The organism is Caenispirillum salinarum AK4 (genome assembly GCF_000315795.1).
In the GTDB taxonomy this organism is placed as follows: Bacteria; Pseudomonadota; Alphaproteobacteria; order Rhodospirillales; family Rhodospirillaceae; genus Caenispirillum; species Caenispirillum salinarum.
In genome coordinates, this window is the sequence record NZ_ANHY01000006.1 from 294,761 (window position 1) to 317,423 (window position 22,663).

The 22,663-nt window shown below is 67.3% G+C and carries 18 protein-coding genes; 14 read left to right on the top strand and 4 right to left on the bottom strand.

All coding sequences use genetic code 11. The features are described 5' to 3' along the window. The first annotated feature begins 86 nt into the window (after nucleotides 1–86). Nucleotides 87–1,451: a TolC family outer membrane protein gene (locus tag C882_RS07780; RefSeq protein ID WP_160166774.1), complete on the top strand. Its 1,365-nt coding sequence runs from the start codon at nucleotides 87–89 to the stop codon at nucleotides 1,449–1,451. Nucleotides 1,452–1,549: 98 nt separating this feature from the next. Here C882_RS07780 and C882_RS23055 read toward each other — a convergent pair whose 3' ends face one another. Genes C882_RS23055 through C882_RS07800 form a run of 4 tightly spaced genes read right to left on the bottom strand, consistent with a single transcriptional unit; the run spans nucleotide 1,550 to nucleotide 5,747 of the window. Continuing rightward, nucleotides 1,550–2,050 carry a c-type cytochrome gene (locus tag C882_RS23055; protein WP_009540026.1) on the bottom strand — a complete coding sequence of 167 codons (501 nt, stop codon included), beginning with the start codon at nucleotides 2,048–2,050 and terminating at the stop codon, nucleotides 1,550–1,552. A gap of 23 nt (nucleotides 2,051–2,073) precedes the next feature. Then, nucleotides 2,074–2,559: a c-type cytochrome gene (locus tag C882_RS07790; protein ID WP_009540027.1), complete on the bottom strand. Its 486-nt coding sequence runs from the start codon at nucleotides 2,557–2,559 to the stop codon at nucleotides 2,074–2,076. A 19-nt stretch (nucleotides 2,560–2,578) separates the two neighbouring features. Continuing rightward, on the bottom strand, nucleotides 2,579–3,967 hold the full coding sequence (locus C882_RS07795; RefSeq protein ID WP_009540028.1) for an ABC1 kinase family protein: 1,389 nt from the start codon (nucleotides 3,965–3,967) through the stop codon (nucleotides 2,579–2,581). Nucleotides 3,968–3,971: 4 nt separating this feature from the next. After that, a complete protein-coding gene (locus C882_RS07800; RefSeq protein WP_009540029.1) occupies nucleotides 3,972–5,747 on the bottom strand; it encodes a M3 family oligoendopeptidase in 1,776 nt (591 codons plus the stop codon). Nucleotides 5,748–5,881: 134 nt separating this feature from the next. Between C882_RS07800 and C882_RS07805 the strand changes: the two genes are divergently transcribed. From C882_RS07805 to C882_RS07865, 13 genes are all read left to right on the top strand, one after another. Further along, nucleotides 5,882–7,894, top strand: coding sequence for an AMP-dependent synthetase/ligase (locus tag C882_RS07805; RefSeq protein WP_009540030.1), 2,013 nt, complete (start codon nucleotides 5,882–5,884; stop codon nucleotides 7,892–7,894). Nucleotides 7,895–8,185: 291 nt separating this feature from the next. Beyond that, entirely contained in the window at nucleotides 8,186–11,695 is a 3,510-nt protein-coding gene (locus C882_RS07810) for an indolepyruvate ferredoxin oxidoreductase family protein (RefSeq protein WP_009540031.1), read from the top strand. Nucleotides 11,696–11,860: 165 nt separating this feature from the next. After that, nucleotides 11,861–12,709, top strand: a complete 849-nt coding sequence (locus C882_RS23060) for a PRC-barrel domain-containing protein (RefSeq protein WP_009540032.1) — start codon at nucleotides 11,861–11,863, stop codon at nucleotides 12,707–12,709. A 182-nt stretch (nucleotides 12,710–12,891) separates the two neighbouring features. Beyond that, complete coding sequence (locus C882_RS07820; protein WP_009540033.1) at nucleotides 12,892–13,446, top strand: DUF3429 domain-containing protein; 555 nt, start codon at nucleotides 12,892–12,894, stop codon at nucleotides 13,444–13,446. Nucleotides 13,447–13,485: 39 nt separating this feature from the next. After that, the gene (locus tag C882_RS07825) at nucleotides 13,486–13,896 is read left to right on the top strand and encodes a hypothetical protein (protein ID WP_009540034.1); all 411 of its coding nucleotides are present in this window, start codon (nucleotides 13,486–13,488) and stop codon (nucleotides 13,894–13,896) included. 184 nt (nucleotides 13,897–14,080) lie between these two features. Continuing rightward, complete coding sequence (locus C882_RS07830) at nucleotides 14,081–14,491, top strand: hypothetical protein (protein ID WP_009540035.1); 411 nt, start codon at nucleotides 14,081–14,083, stop codon at nucleotides 14,489–14,491. Nucleotides 14,492–14,730: 239 nt separating this feature from the next. After that, entirely contained in the window at nucleotides 14,731–15,303 is a 573-nt protein-coding gene (locus C882_RS07835; protein ID WP_009540036.1) for an Hsp20/alpha crystallin family protein, read from the top strand. 157 nt (nucleotides 15,304–15,460) lie between these two features. Further along, entirely contained in the window at nucleotides 15,461–15,883 is a 423-nt protein-coding gene (locus tag C882_RS07840; protein WP_009540037.1) for a hypothetical protein, read from the top strand. A gap of 2 nt (nucleotides 15,884–15,885) precedes the next feature. Continuing rightward, entirely contained in the window at nucleotides 15,886–16,743 is an 858-nt protein-coding gene (locus C882_RS07845) for a zinc metalloprotease HtpX (RefSeq protein ID WP_009540038.1), read from the top strand. A gap of 38 nt (nucleotides 16,744–16,781) precedes the next feature. Further along, the gene (locus tag C882_RS07850) at nucleotides 16,782–17,429 is read left to right on the top strand and encodes a response regulator transcription factor (RefSeq protein ID WP_009540039.1); all 648 of its coding nucleotides are present in this window, start codon (nucleotides 16,782–16,784) and stop codon (nucleotides 17,427–17,429) included. A gap of 155 nt (nucleotides 17,430–17,584) precedes the next feature. Next, nucleotides 17,585–18,346 (top strand): sulfate reduction electron transfer complex DsrMKJOP subunit DsrO, encoded by a 762-nt coding sequence (gene dsrO, locus C882_RS07855; protein WP_009540040.1) that lies wholly within the window; start codon nucleotides 17,585–17,587, stop codon nucleotides 18,344–18,346. 3 nt (nucleotides 18,347–18,349) lie between these two features. Continuing rightward, nucleotides 18,350–19,462, top strand: a complete 1,113-nt coding sequence (gene nrfD, locus C882_RS07860; RefSeq protein WP_009540041.1) for an NrfD/PsrC family molybdoenzyme membrane anchor subunit — start codon at nucleotides 18,350–18,352, stop codon at nucleotides 19,460–19,462. A gap of 33 nt (nucleotides 19,463–19,495) precedes the next feature. Continuing rightward, nucleotides 19,496–22,612 carry a molybdopterin dinucleotide binding domain-containing protein gene (locus tag C882_RS07865; RefSeq protein ID WP_009540042.1) on the top strand — a complete coding sequence of 1,039 codons (3,117 nt, stop codon included), beginning with the start codon at nucleotides 19,496–19,498 and terminating at the stop codon, nucleotides 22,610–22,612. The last annotated feature ends 51 nt before the right edge of the window (nucleotides 22,613–22,663 follow it).

A 22,663-nucleotide genomic window follows, 5' to 3' on the forward strand; every position in this document is an offset into this window, starting at 1 on the left:
AGAAAAGTCTCGCCTGACCGCTTTACGCCAGGATGCTGCTGCGCTATAGAGACGCAATGCCGAGTATCTTTTGGGGGATGGGGAAAGTGCTTCGTACGTCTTCGGCCGTATACTTCTGCGCCCTGGCCGTGATGGGCTCTGCTCAGGCGCAGGCTGCACCGCTTGCGGAAGAGGTGACATCGCTGCTGGCCGGCAATCCCCGCATCGAGGCGGCCCGCAACAATCTTAGAGCGGCGGAAAAGGGCATCGACGAGGCCTTCGGCGACTACCTGCCGCGCCTGGATCTGCGCGCGGACATGGGGCACCTCTATGCCGACAGCCCGACACGCCGGACACAGGGCGAAGATCAATACGCCGCCGGACGCGAAACCGCGACCCTGACGCTGACGCAGAAAATCTGGGACGGCGGCGCGCGGGAAGCCGAATATCAGTCCGCCCAGCTTCAGCGCGATGCCGCCGCCTCGGCGGTCAACGCCACTGTTCAGGAAGTCATTCTCGAGGCCGCGACCGCCTACATGACGGTCCTGCGCCAGACCCGGCTGCTCGAGCTGTCGCGCGAAAACGAGCGCAACATCATGGAGCAGTTGAACCTGGAGAACGAGCGCGTGCAGCGCGGCTCGGGCATCGCTGTCGACGTCCTGCAGGCCAAGTCCCGCCTGCAGATCGCCAAGGAACGCCGCGTTGCCGTCGAAGGCGCGCTGCGGGACGCGCAGGCGCGCTACCTTCAGGTGTTCGGCACCCCCGCCGTGGTCGACAGCATGACGCGCCCGCGCCCGCCCGTCGACCTGCTGCCCGAAACGCTGGATGCCGCCATCGAAATTGCCCGCGCCGAGAACCCGGCGGTGACCTCGGGCGCCAAGCAGATCGCCATCGCGGATGAGCGCCGCGATCTGGCGGAGTCGGGCTACTATCCCCGGTTCAACCTCGAGCTTTCCGGCACCTACGAAAACGACGTTGATCCGCACCTGCGGGATGCGCCCGGCATGAACCGTGAATTTTCGGCACTGGTCACCGCCAACTGGAACATCTTCAACGGCTTTGCGACCAAGGCGGCCGTCGCCCGCACGGCCTTTGAGCATGCCGCCGCGCGCGACACCCAGGCGCAGACCCTGCGCCGGGTGAGCGAGCAGGTGCGCGTGGCATGGGAGGCCCTGCAGACGGCGCGGGAGCGTGTTTCGCTTCTGGGCAACGCCGTGACCATCGCGCAAGAGGTCTACGACGCCCGCCTGCGTCTTCGCCAGTCGGGCCGCGACACGGCCCTGAACGTGCTGGATGCCGAGAACGAGGTGTTCACGGCACGCATTAACTACACCTCGGCCCTGTTCGAGGCACAGATCGCCACCTATCGGCTGCTGGCCGCCATGGGCCGCCTGGACCCCGAGGTCCTGGACCAAGTGGCCGCCGGGTCGGGCGAGCCGGGGACCACGAGTCTCGCTGCCGCGGAAGGCTGACACGGGCAGCGTCGCCCGGTGGCGGCGCGGACAGAACGGCAAACGGCGCGTCCGAACGGCATGTGCGGACGCGCCGTTTTCTTTTGAAGATCAGCCGCTTAGAAAGGCTTCTTGTAATCCTTGTGGCAGGCGCGGCACGACAGCGCGACCTCCTTGAAGGCGTCGGCGATGTCGTCGGCGGTGCTGGCCGGTTCGGTGGCGGCTTTCAGCGCGACGGCCTTGCCGGTCGCCTCTTCCGCCAGCGCCGCGAACGCTTCGGGCTCTTCCCACACGGCGTCCAGCGCGGTTGACCCGCGAATTTGGGTCCCCTCGGGGAAGAGCACGGGAATCGCGCGGGTGTTGCGCTCGATCAGCTCGGCCAGTTGAGCCGCCTTGACGGCATCGAAGGGCGCCTCCTCCTCGACCATCTTGGCGAGTTCGCTCATGGCGCGTTTCATGCCCTTCATGGTGTCTTCCCGGGCGTTGAGCACAGCCACCACGTCCAGGCCGCGCAGCTCCTTCTCGAGGATTTCCTGCTGGGCGACGGCGGGCGTGGCGGCGCCAGCCAGCGCGGCGGACAGGCCCAGCGCGCCGGCCAGCGCGACCCGGGTTACGTTCATCGACACGGTCTTCATCCCCTGCGTCAGTCTTCGTCTTTCTTGAAATCGTCGTGGCACGCCCGGCAGGTCTCCGCCACCTCCTTCACCGCCGGCGCGATGGCGGCCGCCGCCCCTGCCCCGTCGACCGCCTCGCGCAGCGCGGCCGCCGCTTCCAGGGCCTCGGCGGCCTCGTCGCGGAAGGCGTCGGACTCCTCCCACACGGCGGGCAGCGCATGGCCGGGCTCGTAGTAGGTGGAGTCAGTTGGGTAGAAATCCGGAATGCGGGTCGAAACGCCATGAATGACGGCCGCCGCCTCGGCGGCCTGGGCGGCGTCGAAGGGGGCTTCCCCCTTCACCATGGGGCCGAGGACCTTCATGGCGTCCTTCATGTCTTCCATGGCGGCCTGACGTTCTTCCACCAACGGCGGCGCCCCCGTGGTGTGGGACGACGCCGGCAGCGCCGCGAACAGCCCAGCACCGGCGATCATCAGGCCTGGAAACACGGCCAGGACGGGGCGGCTGCGGATCATGTCCGGTACTCCTTACGGCTTAGCGGGCGACGGTGGCCTTGTCCTCTGCCACGGACAGACCTACCGCGTCCAGGGCTTTCCGCTGCCGCTCCGCCACCGCGTCGGCGTCGAAGTCGCCGATCAGGTCATGGAACAGCTGGTACCAGTTGCGCTGCGCCTTGAGGTGCAGGAACACCGACCCCAGGCCGATGGCGGCGCGGTCCATGAGCACGAACTCCCGCGGCGGAGTCACGCCGCCGACGCGGCGCAGGTCGGCGTGGACCTTCTCGGCAACCTCGCGGCCGTAGACGCCGGAGTTGGTGTCGGCAATGCCCCGCTCCCGGTCTTCCAGCAGCGGCGCGTAGATGAAGGCCGCCCACTGGTTCAGGACGTCGATCATCTCGTTGGACAGGTTCTTGAAGCCCCAGGTCTCGTAGGCCGAGACCGCCAGGTCGCGGTCGTCGCGCTGGAGCGCCCAATAGAGGTCAATGACGCCCTTCACGAAGTTCGGCCGGAAGACGCGCACCGCGCCGAAGTCCAGCAGATTGATGCTGTCGTCGGCGCGAACCGTGTAGTTGCCCAGGTGCGGGTCGCCATGGATGACGCCGTAGCGGTAGAACGGCACGTACCAGGCCCGGAACATGTGATAGGCGATGCGGTTGCGCTGCTCCAGGTCGGCGGTGTCCGCCACCTTCAGAAGCGGCGCGCCGTCCAGCCACGTCATGGTCAACAGCCGCCGGGTGGACAGGTCCTCGACCGGCTCGGGTACATGGACGGTGGGCTCGTCGGCCAGCATGTGGGTGTAGAGCCGCATGTTGCGGGCTTCGCGGGTGTAGTCCAGCTCCTCCCGCAGGCGGTCGGCGATCTCGGCGTGGATTTCGCTGGGGTCGATGGCGCGGTCGTAGCGGCGGTAGATGGAAATGATGATCCGCAGCTGCCGCAGGTCCGCCTCCACCACCGACTCCATGTCGGGGTACTGCAGCTTGCAGGCGAGCTTGCGCCCGTCGTGGTGAACGGCCTTGTGCACCTGCCCCAGCGACGCGGCGGCGGAGGCTTCGTGATCGAAGCTTTCGAACCGCCGCTGCCAGGTCGGGCCCAGTTCCGACGTCATGCGGCGCTTCACGAAGGGCCAGCCCATGTGCGGCGCGTTGGCCTGCAGCTGGGCCAGTTCCAGAGTGTACTCCTCGGGCAGCGCTTCCGGGATGGTGGACATGATCTGCGCCACCTTCATCAGCGGACCCTTCAGCCCGCCCAGCGCCGCCTTCAGCTCGGCGGCGTGCTGGGCCTTGTCCAGCTTGAGCCCCAGATAGCGTTCGCCGGCCCAGCGGGCGGCGAGGCCGCTGACGGCCCCGCCCACCTGAGCATAGCGCCGGATGCGGCCGCCGAAGCGGCGTTCGTCGCGATCACGGTCCCGAGGAGTTTCGGCCATGGGATCAGGAAACCTCTTCCAATTCATCGATGAAGCCGGAGATCACCGTCAGCCCCCGCTTCCAGAAGGCGGGGTCCGAGGCGTCCAGCCCGAAGGGCGCCAGCAGGTCCTTGTGGGTCTTGGTGCCGCCGGCGCGCAGCATGTCCAGGTACTTCTTCTGGAAGCCTTCGTGCCCTTCCAGGAACACCGAGTACAGGGCGTTCACCAGGCAGTCGCCAAACGCATAGGCGTAGACGTAGAACGGCGAGTGGATGAAGTGCGGGATGTAGGCCCAGTAGTTCTTGTACTCGTCGTCGAAGCGGAAGGCATCGCCCAGGCTTTCGCGCTGGCACTGCATCCAGATTTCCCCCAGGCGTTCCTCCGACAATTCGCCGTTGCGGCGCTCGTCGTGGACGTGGCGCTCGAACTCGTGGAAGGCGATCTGGCGCACCACGGTGTTGAGCATGTCCTCCACCTTGCCGGCCAGCATGACGCGGCGGCGGGTGGCGTCGGTCTCGGCGTCGACCATGGAGCGGAAGGTCATCATCTCGCCGAACACGCTGGCGGTTTCGGCGAGCGTCAGCGGCGTGGCCGACAGAAGCGGCCCCTGCTCGCCCGCCAGCACCTGATGGCAGCCGTGGCCCAACTCGTGCGCCAGAGTCATCACGTCGCGGCCCCGGCCCATGAAGTTGAGCAGCAGGTAGGGATGCACGCTCGGCACGGTCGGGTGGGCGAAGGCGCCTGACGCCTTGCCGGGCCGCGCCGGCACGTCGATCCAGGGATTGTCGAAGAACTTCCTGCCGATATCCGCCAACTCCGGCGAGAAGCGCGAATAGGCCGACAGAACCGTCTCCCGGGCCTCGTCCCACGAATAGGTGCGGTCGGTGTCTTCGGGCAGCGGCGCGTTGCGGTCCCAGTAGTCCAGCTTCTCCATGCCCATCCACCGCGCCTTCAGGCGATAGTAGCGGTGGCTGAGGTCGCCGTAGCTGCCCTTGACGGCGGTGACGAGGGCGTCCACCACCTCGTCCTCAACCTGGTTGGCCAGGTTGCGGGACGACACCGGCCGGGCGTAGCCGCGCCAGCGATCCTCGATCTCCTTGTCCTTGGCGAGCGTGTTGGTGATCAGCGAGAACAGCCGCATGTTGTCGCCGAGTACCGTTCCCATGACCTTGGCGGCGGCCTTGCGCTTTTCCGGCTCGCGCGAGGACAGGCGGTCGGTGACCTGGGTGATGGTCAGGTCCTCGCCGTTCACGGGGAAGCGCAGGGACGCCATGGTTTCGTCGAACAGGCGCACGAAGGAGCCGCGGCCGGCGACCTCCTTCTCGTGCAGCATCTTTTCCAGTTCGTCGGACAACTGGTGGGCGCGGAAGGCGCGGATGTCGCGAATCCAGGGCGCGTAGCGCGCGGCATCGGGAACCTTCAGCATCTCTTCCAGCTTGGAGTCATCGATGCGGTTGATCTCCAGGGTGAAGAAGATCAGGTGCGCGCTGATCTCCGTGCCCTTCTCCTGGATGTCCTGGTAGAAGCGACCAATATCGGGGTTGGAGACGTCGGACGCGTGCAGCAACTGCGCGTAGGAGAAGATTCGGTGCAGGATTTCGGTAATGCGCTCGTAGTCGCCGATGGCGTTGGCAAACGAGCCGCCGTCCAGGCTGGCGACGCGACCGGCGTGCTTGTCTTCGAACGCGATGGCATCACGGCCGGCGCGGTCCAGGTCGCGCTTCAACTCTTCGGATTGCGGGCCGGGATACAGGTCCGACAGGTCCCAGCGGGGCAGGTTGGACGCGGCGGCTTCGGACATGAGCGCTCTCTCTCCTCCGTTCATCTCTGGTGCGCGCGATATGGGGAAGGCTTGCGACAGGGGCAAGAAAATTGCGATAACCGACCCTAAATGAATAACACCCCTTCAATACCGGGTGAAATCGGGAGGATCACGTGACATCGACCGGCGGCCGCGCCATCGACTTCGACACTGCGACAACGCTCACCCGCATGTTCTACGAGCAGGTGGCGGCCCTGGATGACCGGCCGTTTCTGTGGCGCAAGGCCGAAGGTGCGTGGCACCCGATGAGTTGGCGGGAAACGGCGGAGCGGGTTGACGCGCTCGCCCAGGGACTGGCGCTGCGTGGCATCAAGCCGGGCGACCGGGTGATGATCGTGTCCGAAAACCGGCCGGAATGGCTGATCGCGGACATGGCGGCCATGGCGATCGGCGCCATCACGGTTCCGGCCTACACCACCAACACGGTGGCCGACCACCTTCACATCCTCAACGACAGCGGCGCGGCTGCGGTCGTCGTCTCCACCCGGGCGCTGGCGAAACGGGTCTATGCCGCCGCCGCCCAGGCGTCCGAGACGCCGTTCGTCATCACCATCGATGATCAGGCTCTTGCACAGAACCCGGGTGTGGAGACAGTGAAGTGGATGCAGCTCATCCACGACGGCCAGCCGCTGGGACGCCCGAAGCATTGGGAAGGGGCGGAGGCGGACGATACCGCCTGCATCATCTACACCTCGGGCACCGGGGGCGCGCCCAAGGGTGTGATGCTCAGCCACAAGAACGTGCTGGCCAACTGCATGGGCGCTTTCGACGTCCTGGAAATCCTGGGCCTGGGTGACGAGGTCTTCCTGTCCTTCCTGCCGCTGTCACACTCCTACGAGCATTCCGCCGGGCAGTTCTTCCCCATTTCCATCGGCGCGCAGATCTACTACGCCGAAGGCCTGGACAAGCTGTCGGAGAACTTCCAGGAAGTCCGCCCCACCATCACCACGGCCGTGCCCCGCCTGTTCGAGTTCATGCGCAACCGGATCCTGCGCGCCATGGAGAAGCAGACCGGCACAAAGGTGAAACTGTTCTACAAGGCGATCGAACTGGGGGCGAAAAAGTACGAGAAAGGCCTCGGCCCCATGGAGGCCATGACCAACTGGGTGCTGGGGCGGCTGGTCCGGCGCAAGGTGGCGCAGCGGTTCGGCGGACGGCTGAAGGCGCTGGTCTCGGGCGGCGCCCCGCTCAACTACGACATCGGCCTGTTCTTCATGGCGCTGGACGTGCCCATCCTGCAGGGCTACGGGCAGACGGAGGCCGCGCCGGTCATTTCCGTCCAGCGGCCGGGGTCGGTGCGGCTGGAGAGCGTCGGACCGCCGCTCAAGGGCGTTGAGGTGCAGATCGCCGAGGACGGCGAGATCCTCGCGCGCGGCCCGATGGTCATGCGCGGCTACTGGAAGGGCCCGGAGCAGACGCGCAAGGCCATCGACGCGGAAGGATGGCTTCACACCGGCGACGTCGGGCACTTTGACGACGCCGGCAACATCGTCATCACAGACCGCAAGAAGGACATCATCGTCAATTCCGGCGGCGACAACATCGCCCCGGCGCGCGTCGAGGGCTTCCTGACGCTGGAGCCCGAGATCGCCCAGGCCATGGTGTACGGCGACCGACGACCACATCTGGTCGCCCTGCTGGTTCCCGATCCCGACTGGCTGGCGACCTGGAAGAACAGACGGAAACGGGATCGGGCGGCGGAGACGGAAGCCGAACCCGCCGCCGCGGGCGCTGCCGCGGCTCCGAAGGCCGCCGATGCCGAACAGGCAGGGACCGAGGTGGAGACCAGGCCTGCCGACAAGCCGGAGGGCATCACGGCGCCGCCCGTTGCAGCGCGCGAGGCGGCGGGCGCGGTTCAGGCTCCTGCCCGGCCGCAGCAGGTCGAGGCCGAGGGCGACCCCGAGGACGAGTTCGTTTTCGACGATCCGGCACTGGTCGAGGCGCTGTCCCAGGCGGTCAGCCGGGTAAACCGCAACATGGCGAACGTCGAGAAAATCCGCCGATTTTGTGTGGCGCCCGAAGGCTTCACCGTGGAGAACGGCATGTTGACGCCGACCCTGAAAATCCGCCGCCACGTCATCCGCGACACCTACAAGGACATGCTGGAGCGGCTGTACGAGAAGTAGGGCCGGCGGGCGACTCCGCCGATGTTTGCTGGAGGCACCTCACATTGCCTGTGCCGACTGTTATCCTATCCAGACATATTGCAGCGGCCGCTGAAGGCGGACAGGCAATGCAATTTCGCGCCATGGGCCGTCCCGCGTTCGTTCATTATCCGAGTGTTGCGACGGGTATTTCCTCGTTGTAACAGGCGTTTCCCGTGATTAAATCTCAGGGACGATCCAACAAAGGAACAGGGTCGCGGCGCCGGCCGATGGCTTGAGGCGAACCGCGCCCCGGGAACCGGGAGACACGGCATGACCTTCCTCGCCAACGTCACGCTCGAGGACAAGTACACCCAGGAGAGCGGACGCATCTTCATCACCGGCATCCAGGCGCTGGCCCGCCTGCCGATGATGCAGCGCGAGCGCGACCTGGCCGAGGGCCTGAACACGGCCTGCTTCATTTCCGGCTACCGCGGCAGCCCGCTGGGCGGCCTGGACAAGGAATTGTGGAAGGCGCGCGAGCACCTGAAGCGCCACGAGGTCCACTTCCAGCCCGGCGTGAACGAGGACCTTGCCGCCACCGCCGTCTGGGGCAGCCAGCAGACCAACCTGTTCCCGCAGGCCAAGTACGACGGCGTGTTCTCCATGTGGTACGGCAAGGGTCCGGGCGTCGATCGCTCCGGCGACGTGCTGCGCCACGGCAACATGGCGGGCGCCATGAAGAACGGCGGCGTGCTGGTGGTCGCCGGCGACGACCATGCCGCCAAGTCGTCGACGGTCGCCTACCAGACCGAATACGCCTTCATGGACTTCATGATGCCGGTCCTCAACCCGTCGAACGTCCAGGAGATGATCGACTACGGCCTGTTCGGATGGGCGCTGAGCCGCTATTCCGGTTGCTGGGTGGCGTTCAAGGCGCTGGGGGAAATCCTCGACAGCTCCGCCTCCATCACCGTCGACCCGACGCGCCTGCGCTTTACGATGCCGACCGACTTCCCGATGCCCGAGGGCGGCCTGCACATCCGCTGGCCCGACAGCCCGTTGGAGCAGGAACACCGGCTGATGAAGCACAAGCTTTACGCCGCCCTGTCCTTCGCCCGCGCCAACACCATCAACCGCGTGGTCATGGACAGCCCCAACCCGCGGCTGGGCATCGTCACCACAGGCAAGAGCTACCTGGACGTCCGCCAGGCGCTTGAGGACCTGGGGATTGACGAGCGCCTGGCCGCCGAGGCCGGCATCCGCGTCTATAAGATCGGCATGCCGTGGCCGCTGGAGCGCGAGGGCGTGCGCGAGTTCGCCAAGGGCCTGGACGAGATTCTGGTCATCGAGGAAAAGCGCGCGCTGATCGAGAACCAGTTGAAGGAGCAGCTTTACAACTGGCGCGAGGACGTGCGGCCGCGCGTCGTCGGCAAATTCGACGAGGCGGGCCGCTGGATTCTGCCCTCCAACGGCGAACTCAGCCCCGCCCGCATCGCCCGCGTCATCGCCGAACGCCTGGGCCAGTTCTTCACCTCCGACCGGATCAAGCAGCGGCTGGAGTGGATGGAGAACAAGGAGCGGTCGCTGGAGAAGCCCGTCAGCCCGGTCAAGCGCCTGCCATACTTCTGCGCCGGCTGCCCGCACAACACGTCCACCAAGGTGCCCGAGGGCTCGCGCGCCGTCGCCGGCATCGGCTGCCATTACATGGTCACCTGGATGGACCGCAGCACGTCCACCTTCACCCAGATGGGCGGCGAGGGCGTGCCCTGGATCGGCCAGATCCCGTTCACCGAAGAAAAGCACATCTTCGCCAACCTGGGCGATGGCACGTACTTCCACTCGGGCATCCTGGCGATCCGCGCCTCTGTCGCAGCCAAGGCGAACATCACCTACAAGATCCTCTATAACGACGCCGTCGCCATGACCGGCGGCCAGCCCGTCGACGGCACCGTGACGGTGGCGCAGATCACCCAGCAACTGCGGGCCGAGGGTGTGCGGAAGATCGTCGTCGTCTCCGACGAGCCGGACAAGTACCCCATGGGCTATGAGTTCGCGCCCGGCACCACCGTCCATCACCGCGACGACCTGGATGCCATCCAGCGCGAGCTGCGCGAGACCGAAGGCGTCACCATCATGGTCTACGACCAGACCTGCGCGGCGGAGAAACGCCGCCGCCGCAAGCGCGGAAAGATGCACGACCCGGACAAGCGCGTCTTCATCAACGAACTGGTCTGCGAGGGCTGCGGTGACTGCGGCGTGCAGTCCAACTGCGTCGCCGTGCAGCCGGTGGAGACCGAATACGGCCGCAAGCGCATGATCGACCAGTCCTCGTGCAACAAGGACTATTCGTGCGTCAACGGCTTCTGCCCCAGCTTCGTGACCGTCGAGGGCGCGAAGGTGCGCAAGAAGACGCCGGAAGGCGCCGGCAAGGACGCCGGCGGCGACGACGGCTTCGGCACCCTGCCCTGTCCCACCCTGCCGGAGACGGCCGATCCCTACGGCATCGTGGTGACCGGCATCGGCGGCACGGGCGTGGTGACCATCGGCGCACTGCTGGGAATGGCCGGCCACATTGAGGGCAAGGGTGTCTCCGTGCTCGACCAGATCGGTCTGGCGCAGAAGAACGGCGCCGTGGTGACCCACGTGCAGATTGCCGACAAGCCCTCGCGCCTGCACGCCAGCCGCATCGCGGCGGGCAACGCCCGGCTGGTGCTGGGCTGCGACATGCTGACGGCCGGCACCTTCGACGTGCTCGCAAAGGCCCGCACCGGCCACACGGCGGCAGTGGTCAACGAGCACGAGACCATGACGGCCGACTTCACCTCGAAGCCCGACATCGCTTTCCCGCACCAGGAAGTGAAGCATGCGGTGGAGGACGCCGTGGGCAAGGACGCGGCAAGCTTCGTCGACGCCACCCGCGTCGCGACGGCGCTGATGGGGGACAGCATCGCCAGCAACCTGTTCATGGTGGGCTATGCCTGGCAGAAGGGGCTCATTCCGCTGACGCTGGAGAGCATCGAGAAGGCCATCGAGTTGAACGGGGTGGCCGTGAAGGCCAACAAGACCGCCATGCTGTGGGGCCGCCGCTACGCCGTCGATCCGGCGAAGGTGGAAAAGGTGGTGGAAAGCGCCGACGACGCCGACACCCAGGCGCAGCTCTCCCACCGCAAGCTGTCGGAAACCTTCGATGAGCTGGTGGCCCGCCGCGTCGACTTCCTGACCGGCTACCAGGATGCCGACTACGCCGCCCGCTACAAGGCGCTGGTGGACAAGGCGGCGAAGGCCGAGAAGGACCGCGCGCCCGGCCGCACCGGGTTCGCCGAGGCCGTCGCGCGGTCGGCCTTCAAGCTGATGGCCTACAAGGACGAGTACGAGGTCGCGCGGCTCTATACCGACGGCCGGTTCCACGCCGCGCTAAAGGACCAGTTCGAGGGTGACAGCATCAAGATCACCTTCCACATGGCCCCGCCCCTGCTTGCCAGGAAGGACGAGAGCGGGCGCCTGAAAAAGACCACCTTCGGCCCCTGGATGATGGGCGCCTTCCGTACGCTGGCGAAGCTCAAGCGCCTGCGCGGCGGGCCGCTGGACATCTTCGGCTACACGGCCGAGCGCAAGCTCCAGCGCCGCCTCATCGCCGAGTATGAGCAGGTAGTGGACGAACTGTGCCGCGGCATGAGCCACGACCCCCATGCCATCGCCGTCGAGATCGCGGAACTGCCGCAGAAAATGCGCGGCTTCGGCCATATCCTGGACCGCAACGTAGAGGAACAGAAGGCCCGAGAGCAGCACCTGCTGGAGGTCTTCCGCAGCCCCGCGCCCCAGGCAACCGCGGCGGAATGAGGTAAGACTTCAGCAAGAAGAATACGACGTTCCGAGTATAATAGAAGCTCCGCCCGCTTTGGTTCGGGCGGAGCTTTACTTTAATGCCGATGCGCGAACTCTGGACGGTGCCCCGCGTTTCTCCGGCACAATCCCATCCCATTAGGGCAACGGAGGAATGACAGCATGACCAGGCACATTGGAGTCTCCGCCCTCGCCATCGCCATGACCCTGGGCGGCGCCGCCTTCGCGCAGGACGGCGGCAATCAGAACCAGCAGATGCAGAACCAGCAGCAGGCGGCCCAGGGCCAGAACCAGGACATCCAGGTTCTCAGCCAGTGGAATTATGACGAGCTGTACCAGGGCGGGCTGCGCGCCGAGACCATGCTCGACGCCGACGTTTTCGGCCCGAACATGGACGAAATCGGCAGCGTCGAGAACGTCATCCTGGACCGCGACAACCAGATCGTTGCCATCATCGCCCAGGTCGGCGGCTTCTGGGACATCGGTGACACCCACATCGCAGTGCCCTGGGACAAGGTGCAAATGACCCAGGGTGGGTTCCAGATTCCGGTGACCGAGGACACCGTCGCCGAGTACGGCCTCTATGCCGAGCCCAGCATCGTCAACAAGAGCAACCTGCAGTCCACCCGCGTGGTCGACGACGACCTGATCGCCGGGCGCCAGACGTGGAAGCTGACCGGGCTGATCGACGACTATGCGGTGCTGAACACCGGCGCCGGCTATGGCTATATCGACGACGCGATCTTCACCGAGGACGGAAAGCTCGACGCCGTCGTCGTCCAGCCCGACTACGCCGGCTACGGCGTCGGCGGCGCCTATGCCTACCCCTTCTACGGCTACGGCTATGGTTGGACGCCCGACGCCGAGGCCTATGACCTGCGCTACGAGGCCGACGAACTGGCCGAGATGGACCCGTTCGACTACGGCCGCATGCAGGGCCCGGCTCAGACGGCCATGGAACCGGCCGGCCAGGATATGCGCGGCGAGACTGGTGAGCAGCAGCAGGACTGACGCGCCGGTTCCTACGCCGAGATTGGAAGCCCGTCCCGCCGCCGCGGGGCGGGCTTTCCGCTGCTCGGCTGTTGCTTCATCTTCCAGCCGCCTTGCGGCCTCCGATCCACGCGCCCATGTCGAGCGTATGGTTAAGACGGGGGCCCCGCCTCCGCTGATCCAGCCGCCGCCCGGAGGCGCCAATGAGTACCGCCACACAGTCTTCCGTCAGCGATCCCGATGCCCGCGATCCGCGCGCCGACGAGCGCCGGCTGGAGCGCATGGCATGGTGGCTGGCCATCGCCGGACTGATCCCCTTCGTGATCGGGACGATCGGCGTCTGGATGTTCCGGCACCCCTTCGACTCCATGGCGCTTGAAGCGCAGATGAGCTACGGCGCCGTCATCCTGTCGTTCCTGGGCGCCGTCCACTGGGGGCTGGTGCTGCGCATGCCCTATGGGGTTCCCCGCGCCCTTCTCATCTGGGGCGTGACCCCCTCGCTTGTCGGCTGGGCGGCGCTGGCCTTCGGGCCGCCGTTGCAGCATGGCGTGCTGATGCTTGGGTTCCTGGCGGCCTTCATCGCGGATCGCCGAGCGGTACTGTCGGGATTGGCGCCGGCGTGGTACGCTCGTCTCCGGTTGATGCTGACGACTGCCGTTCTCCTGCTGGTGGCGGCGGCTGGCCTGCGATACATCGTGTATCCACTGGTCGACGCCTTCTCGATGGTGCCTGCATCGGCGAAGGGAATTGCGGTCTGAGCCTCGCCTGAACGACAAAAATCGGACAGTGGAGGTAGGATGTTCTCACCCCGTTATGCCGGTAACCTGGCGGTCGCCATTCTATTCTTTGTGGTGATCGTCATCGCGCAGGTGGTCGGATCGACCGCCGAACTGCCGGGCGGCGTCGACGCCCTTCTCACCCTGCTTGCCATCGGCAGCGCCGTCGGCATCCTGGTCTTCCTGGGTGCCGCCGCAATGGGGCGCAAGCCCCGCCTCGACTGGTCCGACGACAAGGGCGAGCACCTTCATCCGCAGGTGAAGGCGGGGCTCCAGGCGTTGGGCGTGGTCGGCGTCGGGTTGGCGGGCCTTGCCTTCTACATCGCGCTCTACATCTTCAAGTGGCCGGTCTTCATCATTCCCATGGTGCTGCTGGCGATCGCCATGCTGGTTTTCGTGGTCTATCTGACCGCCGGCAAGCACATGGACTAAGGACGTGCAAGGGGCACAGCCATTACCCCTATCTTTATTCATGTTTTCGACGGGGCATCTCTTGCGAGGTGCCCCTTTTATCTTTATGGATTAGTCGAGTCTTGTTGTCGGAATACATGCACACATGGTAATGGGATGCCGCCCTGACGCATCCTCATCGACAACAGCCAGGACATATCCCCCGATGTTCTCCATTCGCTATGCCGGAAACTGGGTGATGAGCGCCGTGTTCGCGCTGATCGCCGCAGCCTCCTTCGCCCTGCCCGCCGTGGCCGAGGCCACCGGGTCCACCGTTTTCCTGGGCCAGTTGGTCGCGGCCTTCGCCGCCGCCGGCGTCGTCGTGCTGGTGGTCAACGCGGCCCTGAAACGCGCGCCCCTCTTTGACTGGACGGCGGACTGCGGCACCCGCCTGCATCCGCGCGCCAAGACCGCGCTGCAGGGCCTGGGCGTCACCCTGGTGGCGCTGGCAGGCCTGCTGGGCTACATCTCCATTTTCATTTTCGGCCTGTACGGCATCCTGTACTTCGGCCTGTTCATGGTCGTGGTGATGATGAGCTGGATCATCTACATCACCGCAGGTAAGCATCTGGACTGATTGTGATATTTCGGACGATCCCGACCCGGCGGGATCGTCCTTCCGAAGGGGCGCCTTTGCGCCCCTTTTTCTTTTCCGGCCTTTCAGCAGCGGTCGTACAATGGGTGTGTGACGGCGGAAGGGCGCCGGTCGCGTCCTTTCCCGCCACAGAGTATCCGTTCCGGGACGTCGGGCCCGGCGGCCCGCGCGCGTAGACACCGCCGCCGGACCCGCCTCCCGCACAGTCGTGGGAGGATGCCATGCTTGACCTGAGGACCCTGGTTCCGTGGGCGGGCGGGCGCCATGTGTCCAGCCCCGCCACCCGGGACACCGATCCGTTCACGGCCTTCCGCCGCGAGATGGATCGCCTGTTCGACGACGCCTTCTCCGGCCGCTGGGCCGCTCCGACCCTGACCGCGGCCGGGACCATGGTTCCGCGCATGGATGTCGAAGAGACCGAGACCGACATCATCGTGTCCATGGAACTGCCGGGCGTCGACGAGAAGGATCTCGCCATCGACCTGACCGGCGACATGCTCACCGTGAAGGGCGAAAAGAAGGAGGAAAAGGAAAGCAAGGAAGAGGGCCGTCATGTGGTCGAACGGACCTATGGCAGCTTCGCCCGGTCGATCCGCCTGCCCTACAACGTCGACGCCGAGGCCGTCGACGCGACGGTGGACAAGGGCGTTCTGACGCTGAAGGTCCGCAAGCCCGCCGAGGCGCGGTCCGAGCCCAAGCGCATCGCCATCAAGGGCGGCTCGGGCGCCAAGACCGTCGAGGCCGGCACGACGACCGCACCGGAAGGCGAGAAGACGGAAACCACCGCCGCCTGACGCGCGGCCCCCGACATGCCACACATCCAGGCGCGGGCCCAGCGGCCCGCGCCGCCGTTTTCGCCACGCAGGGCCTTGTTTCCGCGTTGATTGAACGGCAAAAACCACTATCTCCAGCATGGAGCATCGACGCCGGCCTGACAGAAGGACCACCGCCATGAAAGCCCCAGGCTTTTTCCGCAACGACCCCGACCGCGACGACGGCCCCTCCCGGGGCGGCGGCTGGAACGGCTCGGGCGGGCGCGGGCCGGGCCGCGATCCGGGCAACCAGGGCCGCATGGACTTCAACCGCCGCTCGCTCATCAGCGTTGCCCTGGCGATCGCCTTTGCCGTCCTGATCGCGTCGGTGATGCCGCCGCCGCTCGTTGCTGCCACCTTCAGCGAAATCTGCTTCTTCGGCGCCCTGGGCATTGGCGTCGTCGCCGCCATCCGCCGCGAGCCCATCGCCGGCGCGCCCGTGCTGACGGGGTGGGACCGCGCGGCAATGCTGCTCCTGCTCTCCCAGATCGCCGGCCTGTTCGTCGACCATGCCGAAGTGGAGGCCTACCTGCGGCAGGTCCAACAGACCGGGCAGTTCTAACCATGGCCGCCGGGCGCGCCCTGCTGCGCCCCGACGCCCTGGCGTCGTTGACGGCCATGGGCCTTGTGCTGGGCCTGGTCGGTTGGCTCTTCTCGGGCCCCAGCGGTCTTGCGGTGGCCGTCATCGCCATGGCGGTGACCATCGTTCTGGTGCCCAAGGTGCCCGTGGACCTGGCGATGCGCGTCATCGGCGCCCGCCCGGTCCATCCCGAGGAGGCTCCGGGGCTCTACACCATCCTGATCGAGTTGTCGGACGCGGCGGGCCTGGAGGCCGCTCCCATCCTCTACCGCGTGCGCGGCGGCCGCATCCTGGCGGTGGCTGTGGGGGATTCCAGCCGCTCCGCCCTCGCCCTGTCGGACGGCATGACAGTGGTGATGGACGAGCGGGAGATGCGGGGCGTGCTGGCGCACGAGATCGCCCACATCGCCGCCGAGGACACGACGCTCATGAACCTGGCCGCCGCGCTCGGCCGGGTGATCCACACGCTGGCCATTTTCGGCCTGATCGCCGCCGTGCTCATCGTCCTGCTGACACCCGAGCCCGTGATCCCCTGGGTCGTCGGGCTGATCGCCCTGGCGCCCTGGGCCGCGACGTTGCTGCATCTCGCGCTCATGCGCCGGCGGGAGTTCGCCGCCGATGCCGACGCGGTGCGGCTCACGGGGGACGCCGTCGGCCTCGCCCGGGCGCTGGTGAAGCTTGAGACGCTGCCCGCCGGCGGACTGGCGCGGCTGATCGGGGGCGGCCCGGGACGGCAGCGCCGGGGTCTTGGCTTTCTGCGCACCCATCCCAGCACCAGGGCCCGCATAGAGCGTCTGGTGGGTCCCATCTCCGACCGGGTGCGCCCCATGCGTTTCCACTGACCCTGGACGCCGGTCCGGCCGCGCGCTATCACCTGGGCATGGTCCAGACACCGCACCAGGAACCGCCGCCGCTGGTCTATGTCGTCGACGATGACGACGCCCTGCGCGACTCGCTGACTTGGCTCATCCGCTCTGCCGATTACGAGGTGGCGGCCTACGACTCTGCCGATGCCTTCGTCGGCGCTTTTCGTGACGAACGGCCGGCGTGTCTGCTGCTGGACGTGCGCATGCCCGGCATGTCCGGTCTGGAGTTGCAGGAGGCACTTCGCCTCCGCGGCATGACGGTGCCCATCATCTTTATCACCGGACACGGCGACGTACCCATGGCCGTTCGCGCGCTTAAGGCCGGGGCCTTCGACTTCGTGGAGAAACCCTTCGACGACCGCGTGGTGCTGGACCGCATTCAGGCGGCCGTCGACGTCCACCGCGAACGCCTGGCGGAGCGGGACCACCATGATTCGCTGCTGCGCCGTTGGCGAACCCTGACGCCGCGGGAGCGGCAGACCCTGCGCAAGGTGGCGGACGGCCTGCAGAACAAGGTCATCGCTCACGAACTGGACATTTCCCAGAAAACGGTCGAGGTCCACCGTCACAACGGCCTGGAGAAGATGGCCTGCACCTCCGCCGCCGATCTCGCGCGGATGTTGATGACCCTCGGCGACGCGGCCCGGGACGACGCTTCCTGACGGCGATCCCTGACGGTAATCCCTTAGCAATCCCCTCAGGCTTACTGGGGTTATCCCCAATACCCCCAAAAGCCATACGCGCCTAGCGTGAGGACATGGACGGAGGGCGCCACTCTCCGCCCCGCTTCATGCCAAGGACCCGAAGGGGATGACCAATGGATTCGAGCCGCCGCGACTTTCTGAAGGGCGCCTGCTCGGTCACCGCCGGCGCGGCCATCTGCGTCGCCACTGCCGAGACGGCCGCCGCCGCCGCGCCCATGCGGCGGGGCGGCGATGCGTCCAGGCGCTATGCCATGGTGGTGGACCTGCGCAAGTGCATCGGCTGCCAGGCGTGCACCGTCGCCTGTTCCATGGAGAACCAGGTGCCGCTGGGCGACTTCCGCACCATCGTCTCGCAGTACGAGGTGCGCGACGCCGACGATCCCACCCAGCCCGCCGCCACCTACACGCTGCCGCGCCTGTGCAACCACTGCGAGGACCCGCCCTGCGTGCCGGTCTGCCCGGTGCAGGCGACCTACCAGCAGAAGGATGGCAAGGTGCTGGTCGACGCCGACCGCTGCGTCGGCTGCGCCTACTGCGTCCAGGCCTGCCCCTACGACGCCCGCTACATCAACCCGGAGACCCAGACCGCCGACAAGTGCACCTTCTGCACCCACCGCACCGACGTCGGCCTGCTGCCCGCCTGCGTGGAAACCTGCACCGGCGGCGCCCGCGTCTTCGGCGACCTGCTCGACCCCGACAGCGAGATCAACGCCCTGCTGGCCGAGCATGAGGTCAAGGTGCTGCGGCCCGAGCAGGGCACCAGCCCGCACGTCTTCTACATCGGCCTGGACGATCGCTTCCAGGGCAAGGTCGATGGCCAGGCCGCGCTGTGGGTCGTCCGCGACGACCAGGGCCACCGGATCGGGGAGGTCTGAGCCATGAACGTGCCCGACATCATCGAGACCGTCAACGTCAGCCGCCATGCCGCCTGGCTGCCCTGGGCCGTCTCCTACTTCTTCCTGATCGGCCTGTCGACGGCCGGCGCCTTCCTCTCCCTGCCGCGCTTCCTGGCGGGCAAGGCGGACTGCGACCGGCTGGGGCGGCTGGCCGTGCTCATCATGCTGTCGGCCGCCCTCGCCGCCCCCGTGGCGCTGCTGGCCGACATGCACCAGCCCGGCCGTTTCTGGCACTTCTACGCCCACTTCACCCCCTGGTCGTGGATGAGCTGGGGCTCGCTCCTGCTGCCCGCCTATGTGGGTCTGGCCGTGGTCTACGGCTGGCTGGTGATGCGCCCCGCCCTGAGGGAAGGCCCCGCCCCGGCGCGTCTGCTGGCGCTGGGTTCCGGCGACCTGTCGGGCTTCGTGAGGCCGATTGCCGGGCTGACCGCCCTCGCCGGCCTGGCCGTGGTCGTCTACACGGGCATGGAGGTGATGGTGGTCGAGAGCCGGCCGCTGTGGAACACCGCCACCCTGCCGGTGATGTTCCTGTTCACCGCGCTGACGGGCGCCGCCGGCCTGGGCCTGCTGTTCAACCGGCTTCTCACCGGGCATGACGCCGTCACCGACCGCCGCTTCTATCGGATGCTCGCCCTGTTCTCCGGCCTCGTGCTGCTGAACGGCGCCGTCTGGCTGGCGCTGGGGTGGAGCGGCATCGGCACGGCGGAGGCCCGCGCGCTGGAGATCGTCGCCGGCTCCAACGTCTGGATGGGCGTGGCCGCCTGGGCGACCATGACCGCCTTCGTGCTGCTGGTCTTCGGCCTCGCCAAGCCGCGCGGCCTGGGCTGGCTGGCCGGGCTGATCGCCCTGCACTCCGCCTGGATGTTCCGCTGGACCGTCTTCATGGGCGGGCAGGCCATCCCCAAGACGGGCGCCGGCTTCTACGAGGTCCACCTGCCCATGGGGTCCGAGGGCCTGGCCGGAATCGCCGCCGCCATGGGCCTGTGGGTGGCCGTCGTCGCGATCCTCACCATGCTGGCCTCCTGGCGCGGGCGGAGCGATGCCGCCGCGTCGGCCTCACGCGCCGACCATGCCGTCCCCCACGCCGCCGAATGATGCCTCAAGCCTCCGAGATTTAGGAGCACCGCCATGACTTCCCGCCGCAACCTCCTGAAGGGCGCCGCCGCCGTCGGTGGCCTGGCCGCCTTCGGCGCGGGCTACAGCGAAACCATCGCCAAGACCGCCGAGGGCCTGATCCACGGCACCGCCGGCGAGGCCCCGCGCGACCCGCGCACCTTCAACGCCCCCAAGCCCGAATTCTCCGTCGACGCCGAGACCGGAGACCTGGTGCCCAACCCCGACCAGCAGGTCGCCTTCACCATGTGCATGGCCTGCAACACCATGTGCGGCGTGCGCGTGCGCACCGACAAGCAGACGGGCGCCGTCCTGCGGGTCGCCGGCAATCCGTACCATCCGCTGTCGGCGGAGACGCACCTGCCCTACGAAACCTCCATCCGCGAGGCCTTCCTGTCGCTGACGGGCAAGGGCGAGGCCGGGCTTGCCGGCCGCTCCACCGCCTGCGGACGCGGCAACGCGGCGCTGGCGCAGATCACCAACCCCTACCGCGTGACCGAGTGCCTCAAGCGCGTCGGCCCGCGCGGGTCGGGCAAGTGGCAGACCATCCGCTTCGAGCAACTGGTGGAAGAGATCGTCGAGGGCGGCGACCTGTTCGGCGAAGGGCCGGTGGAGGGCCTGCGCGCCATCCGCGACCTGGAGACGCCGCTGGACCCGGACAACCCCGAATACGGCCCCAAGGCCAACCAGCTGGCCGTCATCCACGCGACGTCGGAGGGGCGCGAGGGCTTTCTCAAGCGCTTTGCCTTTAACTGCTACGGCACCCGCAATTATGCCCACCACGGCAGCTATTGCGGCCTGTCCATGCGTGTGGGCTCGGGCGCGGTGCTCAACGACCTGAAGGGCTACGCCCACGGAAAGCCGGACTTCGAGCACGTCGAGTTCGCCATCTTCCTGGGCAGCAGCCCCGGCAACGCCGGCAAGCCCTTCAAGCGCCAGGGCCGCATGGTCGCCAAGGCGCGGTCGGAGGGCGTGCTGAACTACGTGGTGGTCGAGCCCGTGCTGACCAATGCCTCCAGCATGGCGGCGCACGAGCGGAACCGCTGGCTGCCCATCACGCCGGGCACCGACGCCGCCCTCGCCATGGGCATGATCCGCTGGATCCTGGAGCACGAGCGTTTCGACGCCCGCTACCTCTCCCAGCCTGGCCCCGCCGCCGCCGAGGCCGCCGGGGAGGCCAGCTTCTCCAACGCCAGCCACCTTGTGGTGACGCAGGACGGCCACCCGCGCGAGGGCCGGTTCCTGCGGGCCTCCGACCTGGGCCTGCCGCTGGCGGACGTGGAGGGTGCGGAGCGCTACAAGAAGGGTGACGCCTTCCTCTGCATCGACGCCGCCGACGGGTCGGTGCGTCCGCACGGCAAGCCCGCGCCGGCCGCGCTGTTCCACGACGGCGTGGTGGAGACGCCCGAGGGGCCGGTCGCGGTCAAGACCAGCCTCCAGCTTCTCAAGGAAGAAGCGCAGCGCCACACCATCGAGGACTACGCTTCCTTCTGCGGCATCAAGCCCGAGGCAATCGAGGGCCTGGCGCGCGAGTTCACCGCCCACGGCAAGAAGGCCGCCATCGACACCCACGGCGGCTCCATGCACGCCAACGGCTTCTATACGGCCTATGCGGTCCTGATGCTGAACCTGCTGATCGGCAACTGGAACCAGAAGGGCGGCATGGTCGACAGCATGGGGGGATTCCCCGAAGTCGCGCCGGGGCCGCGCTACAACCTGAAAAAGTTTCCCGGCATGGTGAAGCCCGCCGGCGTCTTCCTGTCGCGCTCGCGCTTCCCCTACCAGAAGACCAGCGAGTTCAAGCGCCGCACGGCCGCCGGGGAAAGCCCCTACCCCACCAGGGCGCCGTGGTATCCGTTCTCGCCGCCCATGCTGACCGAGTACCTGACCAGCGCCGTGAACGGCTACCCATACGGCCTGAAGGCCCTCGTCAGCTTCATGGCGAACCCCATCTACGGCCACGCCGGCCTAAAGGCCGCGATCGGGGAGCAGCTGAAGGACCCCAAGGTGCTGCCGCTGTTCGTCGCCGTCGATGCCTTCATCAACGAGACCAATGCCAACGCCGACTACATCGTGCCCGACAGCGTGATGTATGAAAGCTGGGGCTGGGCCGTGCCGTGGTCGGGCACGGTCACCAAGGCATCCACCGCCCGCTGGCCGGTGATCGAGCCGCGCCAGGCGAAGACGGCCGAGGACGACCGCGTGACCATGGAGACGTTCTTCATCGCGGTGGGCAAGCGCATGGGCCTGCCGGGCTTCGGCGAAGGGGTGATCCAGGACGCGGAGGGCGCCATGCATCCGCTCAACCGGCCGGAGGACTGGTACATCCGCGCGGGCGCCAACGTGGCCTATGCCGGCGGTGCGCCCGTCCCCGACGCCACCGACGACGACATCGCCCTGTCCGGTGTTGCTCGCATCATGCCCGAACTGGACCGTGCCCTGAAGCCCGAGGAAGTGCGCAAGGTCGCTCACGTCTACGCCCGCGGCGGCCGTTTCCAGGACTACGCGGAGGCCTACCAGGGCGACGAGTTGACCAACAAGGTCACCGCGCCGGCCGGCTTCTGCGTCTACAACGAAACCATAGGCGCGGCGGTCAACACCATGACCGGCGAGCGCTTCAAGGGCACGCCGACATGGTTCCCGCAGCGATTCGCCGACGGCACGGCGATCCGCGACCGCTACACCGCCGAGGACTGGCCGTTCCTGGTGTCGTCGTACAAGTCCAACATGCAGTCCAGCTATTCCATCGGGGCGCCGCGCCTGCGCCAGGTGCACCCCAACAACCCCATCTCCATCGGCGTGAAGGACGCCGAACGGCTGGGGATCGTCTCGGGAGACGCGGTGCGGCTGTCGACGCCCGACGGCAGCGTGATCGCCACCGCCCTGGTCCGCCACGGCATCGCGCCGGGAGCCATCGCGGTGGAGCACGGCTACGGCCACAGAGAACTGGGCGCCCGCCGGCATGAGATCGACGGGGTGATGCAGCCCGACCTGGGCGGCTTCTCGGCCGGCGTGAACCTCAACGAGATCGGCCTGCTGGACCCCACCCGCGACGGCCGCGCGACCCTCGGGGATTGGGCCGTCGGCTCGGCGGCGCGGCAGGCCTTGCCCGCACGGCTGGAAAAGGCATGATGACCGCAGGACGGAACGAACTGGACGGGGCGGATGCTGCGGCAACCGCCC

Coding starts and splice junctions, on each gene's coding strand:
- C882_RS23055 (WP_009540026.1), bottom strand. CDS start 2,050: ATGAACGTAACCCGGGTCGCGCTGGCCGGCGCGCTGGGCCTGTCCGCC.
- C882_RS07790 (WP_009540027.1), bottom strand. CDS start 2,559: ATGATCCGCAGCCGCCCCGTCCTGGCCGTGTTTCCAGGCCTGATGATC.
- C882_RS07795 (WP_009540028.1), bottom strand. CDS start 3,967: ATGGCCGAAACTCCTCGGGACCGTGATCGCGACGAACGCCGCTTCGGC.
- C882_RS07800 (WP_009540029.1), bottom strand. CDS start 5,747: ATGTCCGAAGCCGCCGCGTCCAACCTGCCCCGCTGGGACCTGTCGGAC.
- C882_RS07810 (WP_009540031.1), top strand. CDS start 8,186: ATGACCTTCCTCGCCAACGTCACGCTCGAGGACAAGTACACCCAGGAG.
- C882_RS23060 (WP_009540032.1), top strand. CDS start 11,861: ATGACCAGGCACATTGGAGTCTCCGCCCTCGCCATCGCCATGACCCTG.
- C882_RS07820 (WP_009540033.1), top strand. CDS start 12,892: ATGAGTACCGCCACACAGTCTTCCGTCAGCGATCCCGATGCCCGCGAT.
- C882_RS07825 (WP_009540034.1), top strand. CDS start 13,486: ATGTTCTCACCCCGTTATGCCGGTAACCTGGCGGTCGCCATTCTATTC.
- C882_RS07830 (WP_009540035.1), top strand. CDS start 14,081: ATGTTCTCCATTCGCTATGCCGGAAACTGGGTGATGAGCGCCGTGTTC.
- C882_RS07835 (WP_009540036.1), top strand. CDS start 14,731: ATGCTTGACCTGAGGACCCTGGTTCCGTGGGCGGGCGGGCGCCATGTG.
- C882_RS07840 (WP_009540037.1), top strand. CDS start 15,461: ATGAAAGCCCCAGGCTTTTTCCGCAACGACCCCGACCGCGACGACGGC.
- C882_RS07845 (WP_009540038.1), top strand. CDS start 15,886: ATGGCCGCCGGGCGCGCCCTGCTGCGCCCCGACGCCCTGGCGTCGTTG.
- C882_RS07850 (WP_009540039.1), top strand. CDS start 16,782: ATGGTCCAGACACCGCACCAGGAACCGCCGCCGCTGGTCTATGTCGTC.
- dsrO (WP_009540040.1), top strand. CDS start 17,585: ATGGATTCGAGCCGCCGCGACTTTCTGAAGGGCGCCTGCTCGGTCACC.
- nrfD (WP_009540041.1), top strand. CDS start 18,350: ATGAACGTGCCCGACATCATCGAGACCGTCAACGTCAGCCGCCATGCC.
- C882_RS07865 (WP_009540042.1), top strand. CDS start 19,496: ATGACTTCCCGCCGCAACCTCCTGAAGGGCGCCGCCGCCGTCGGTGGC.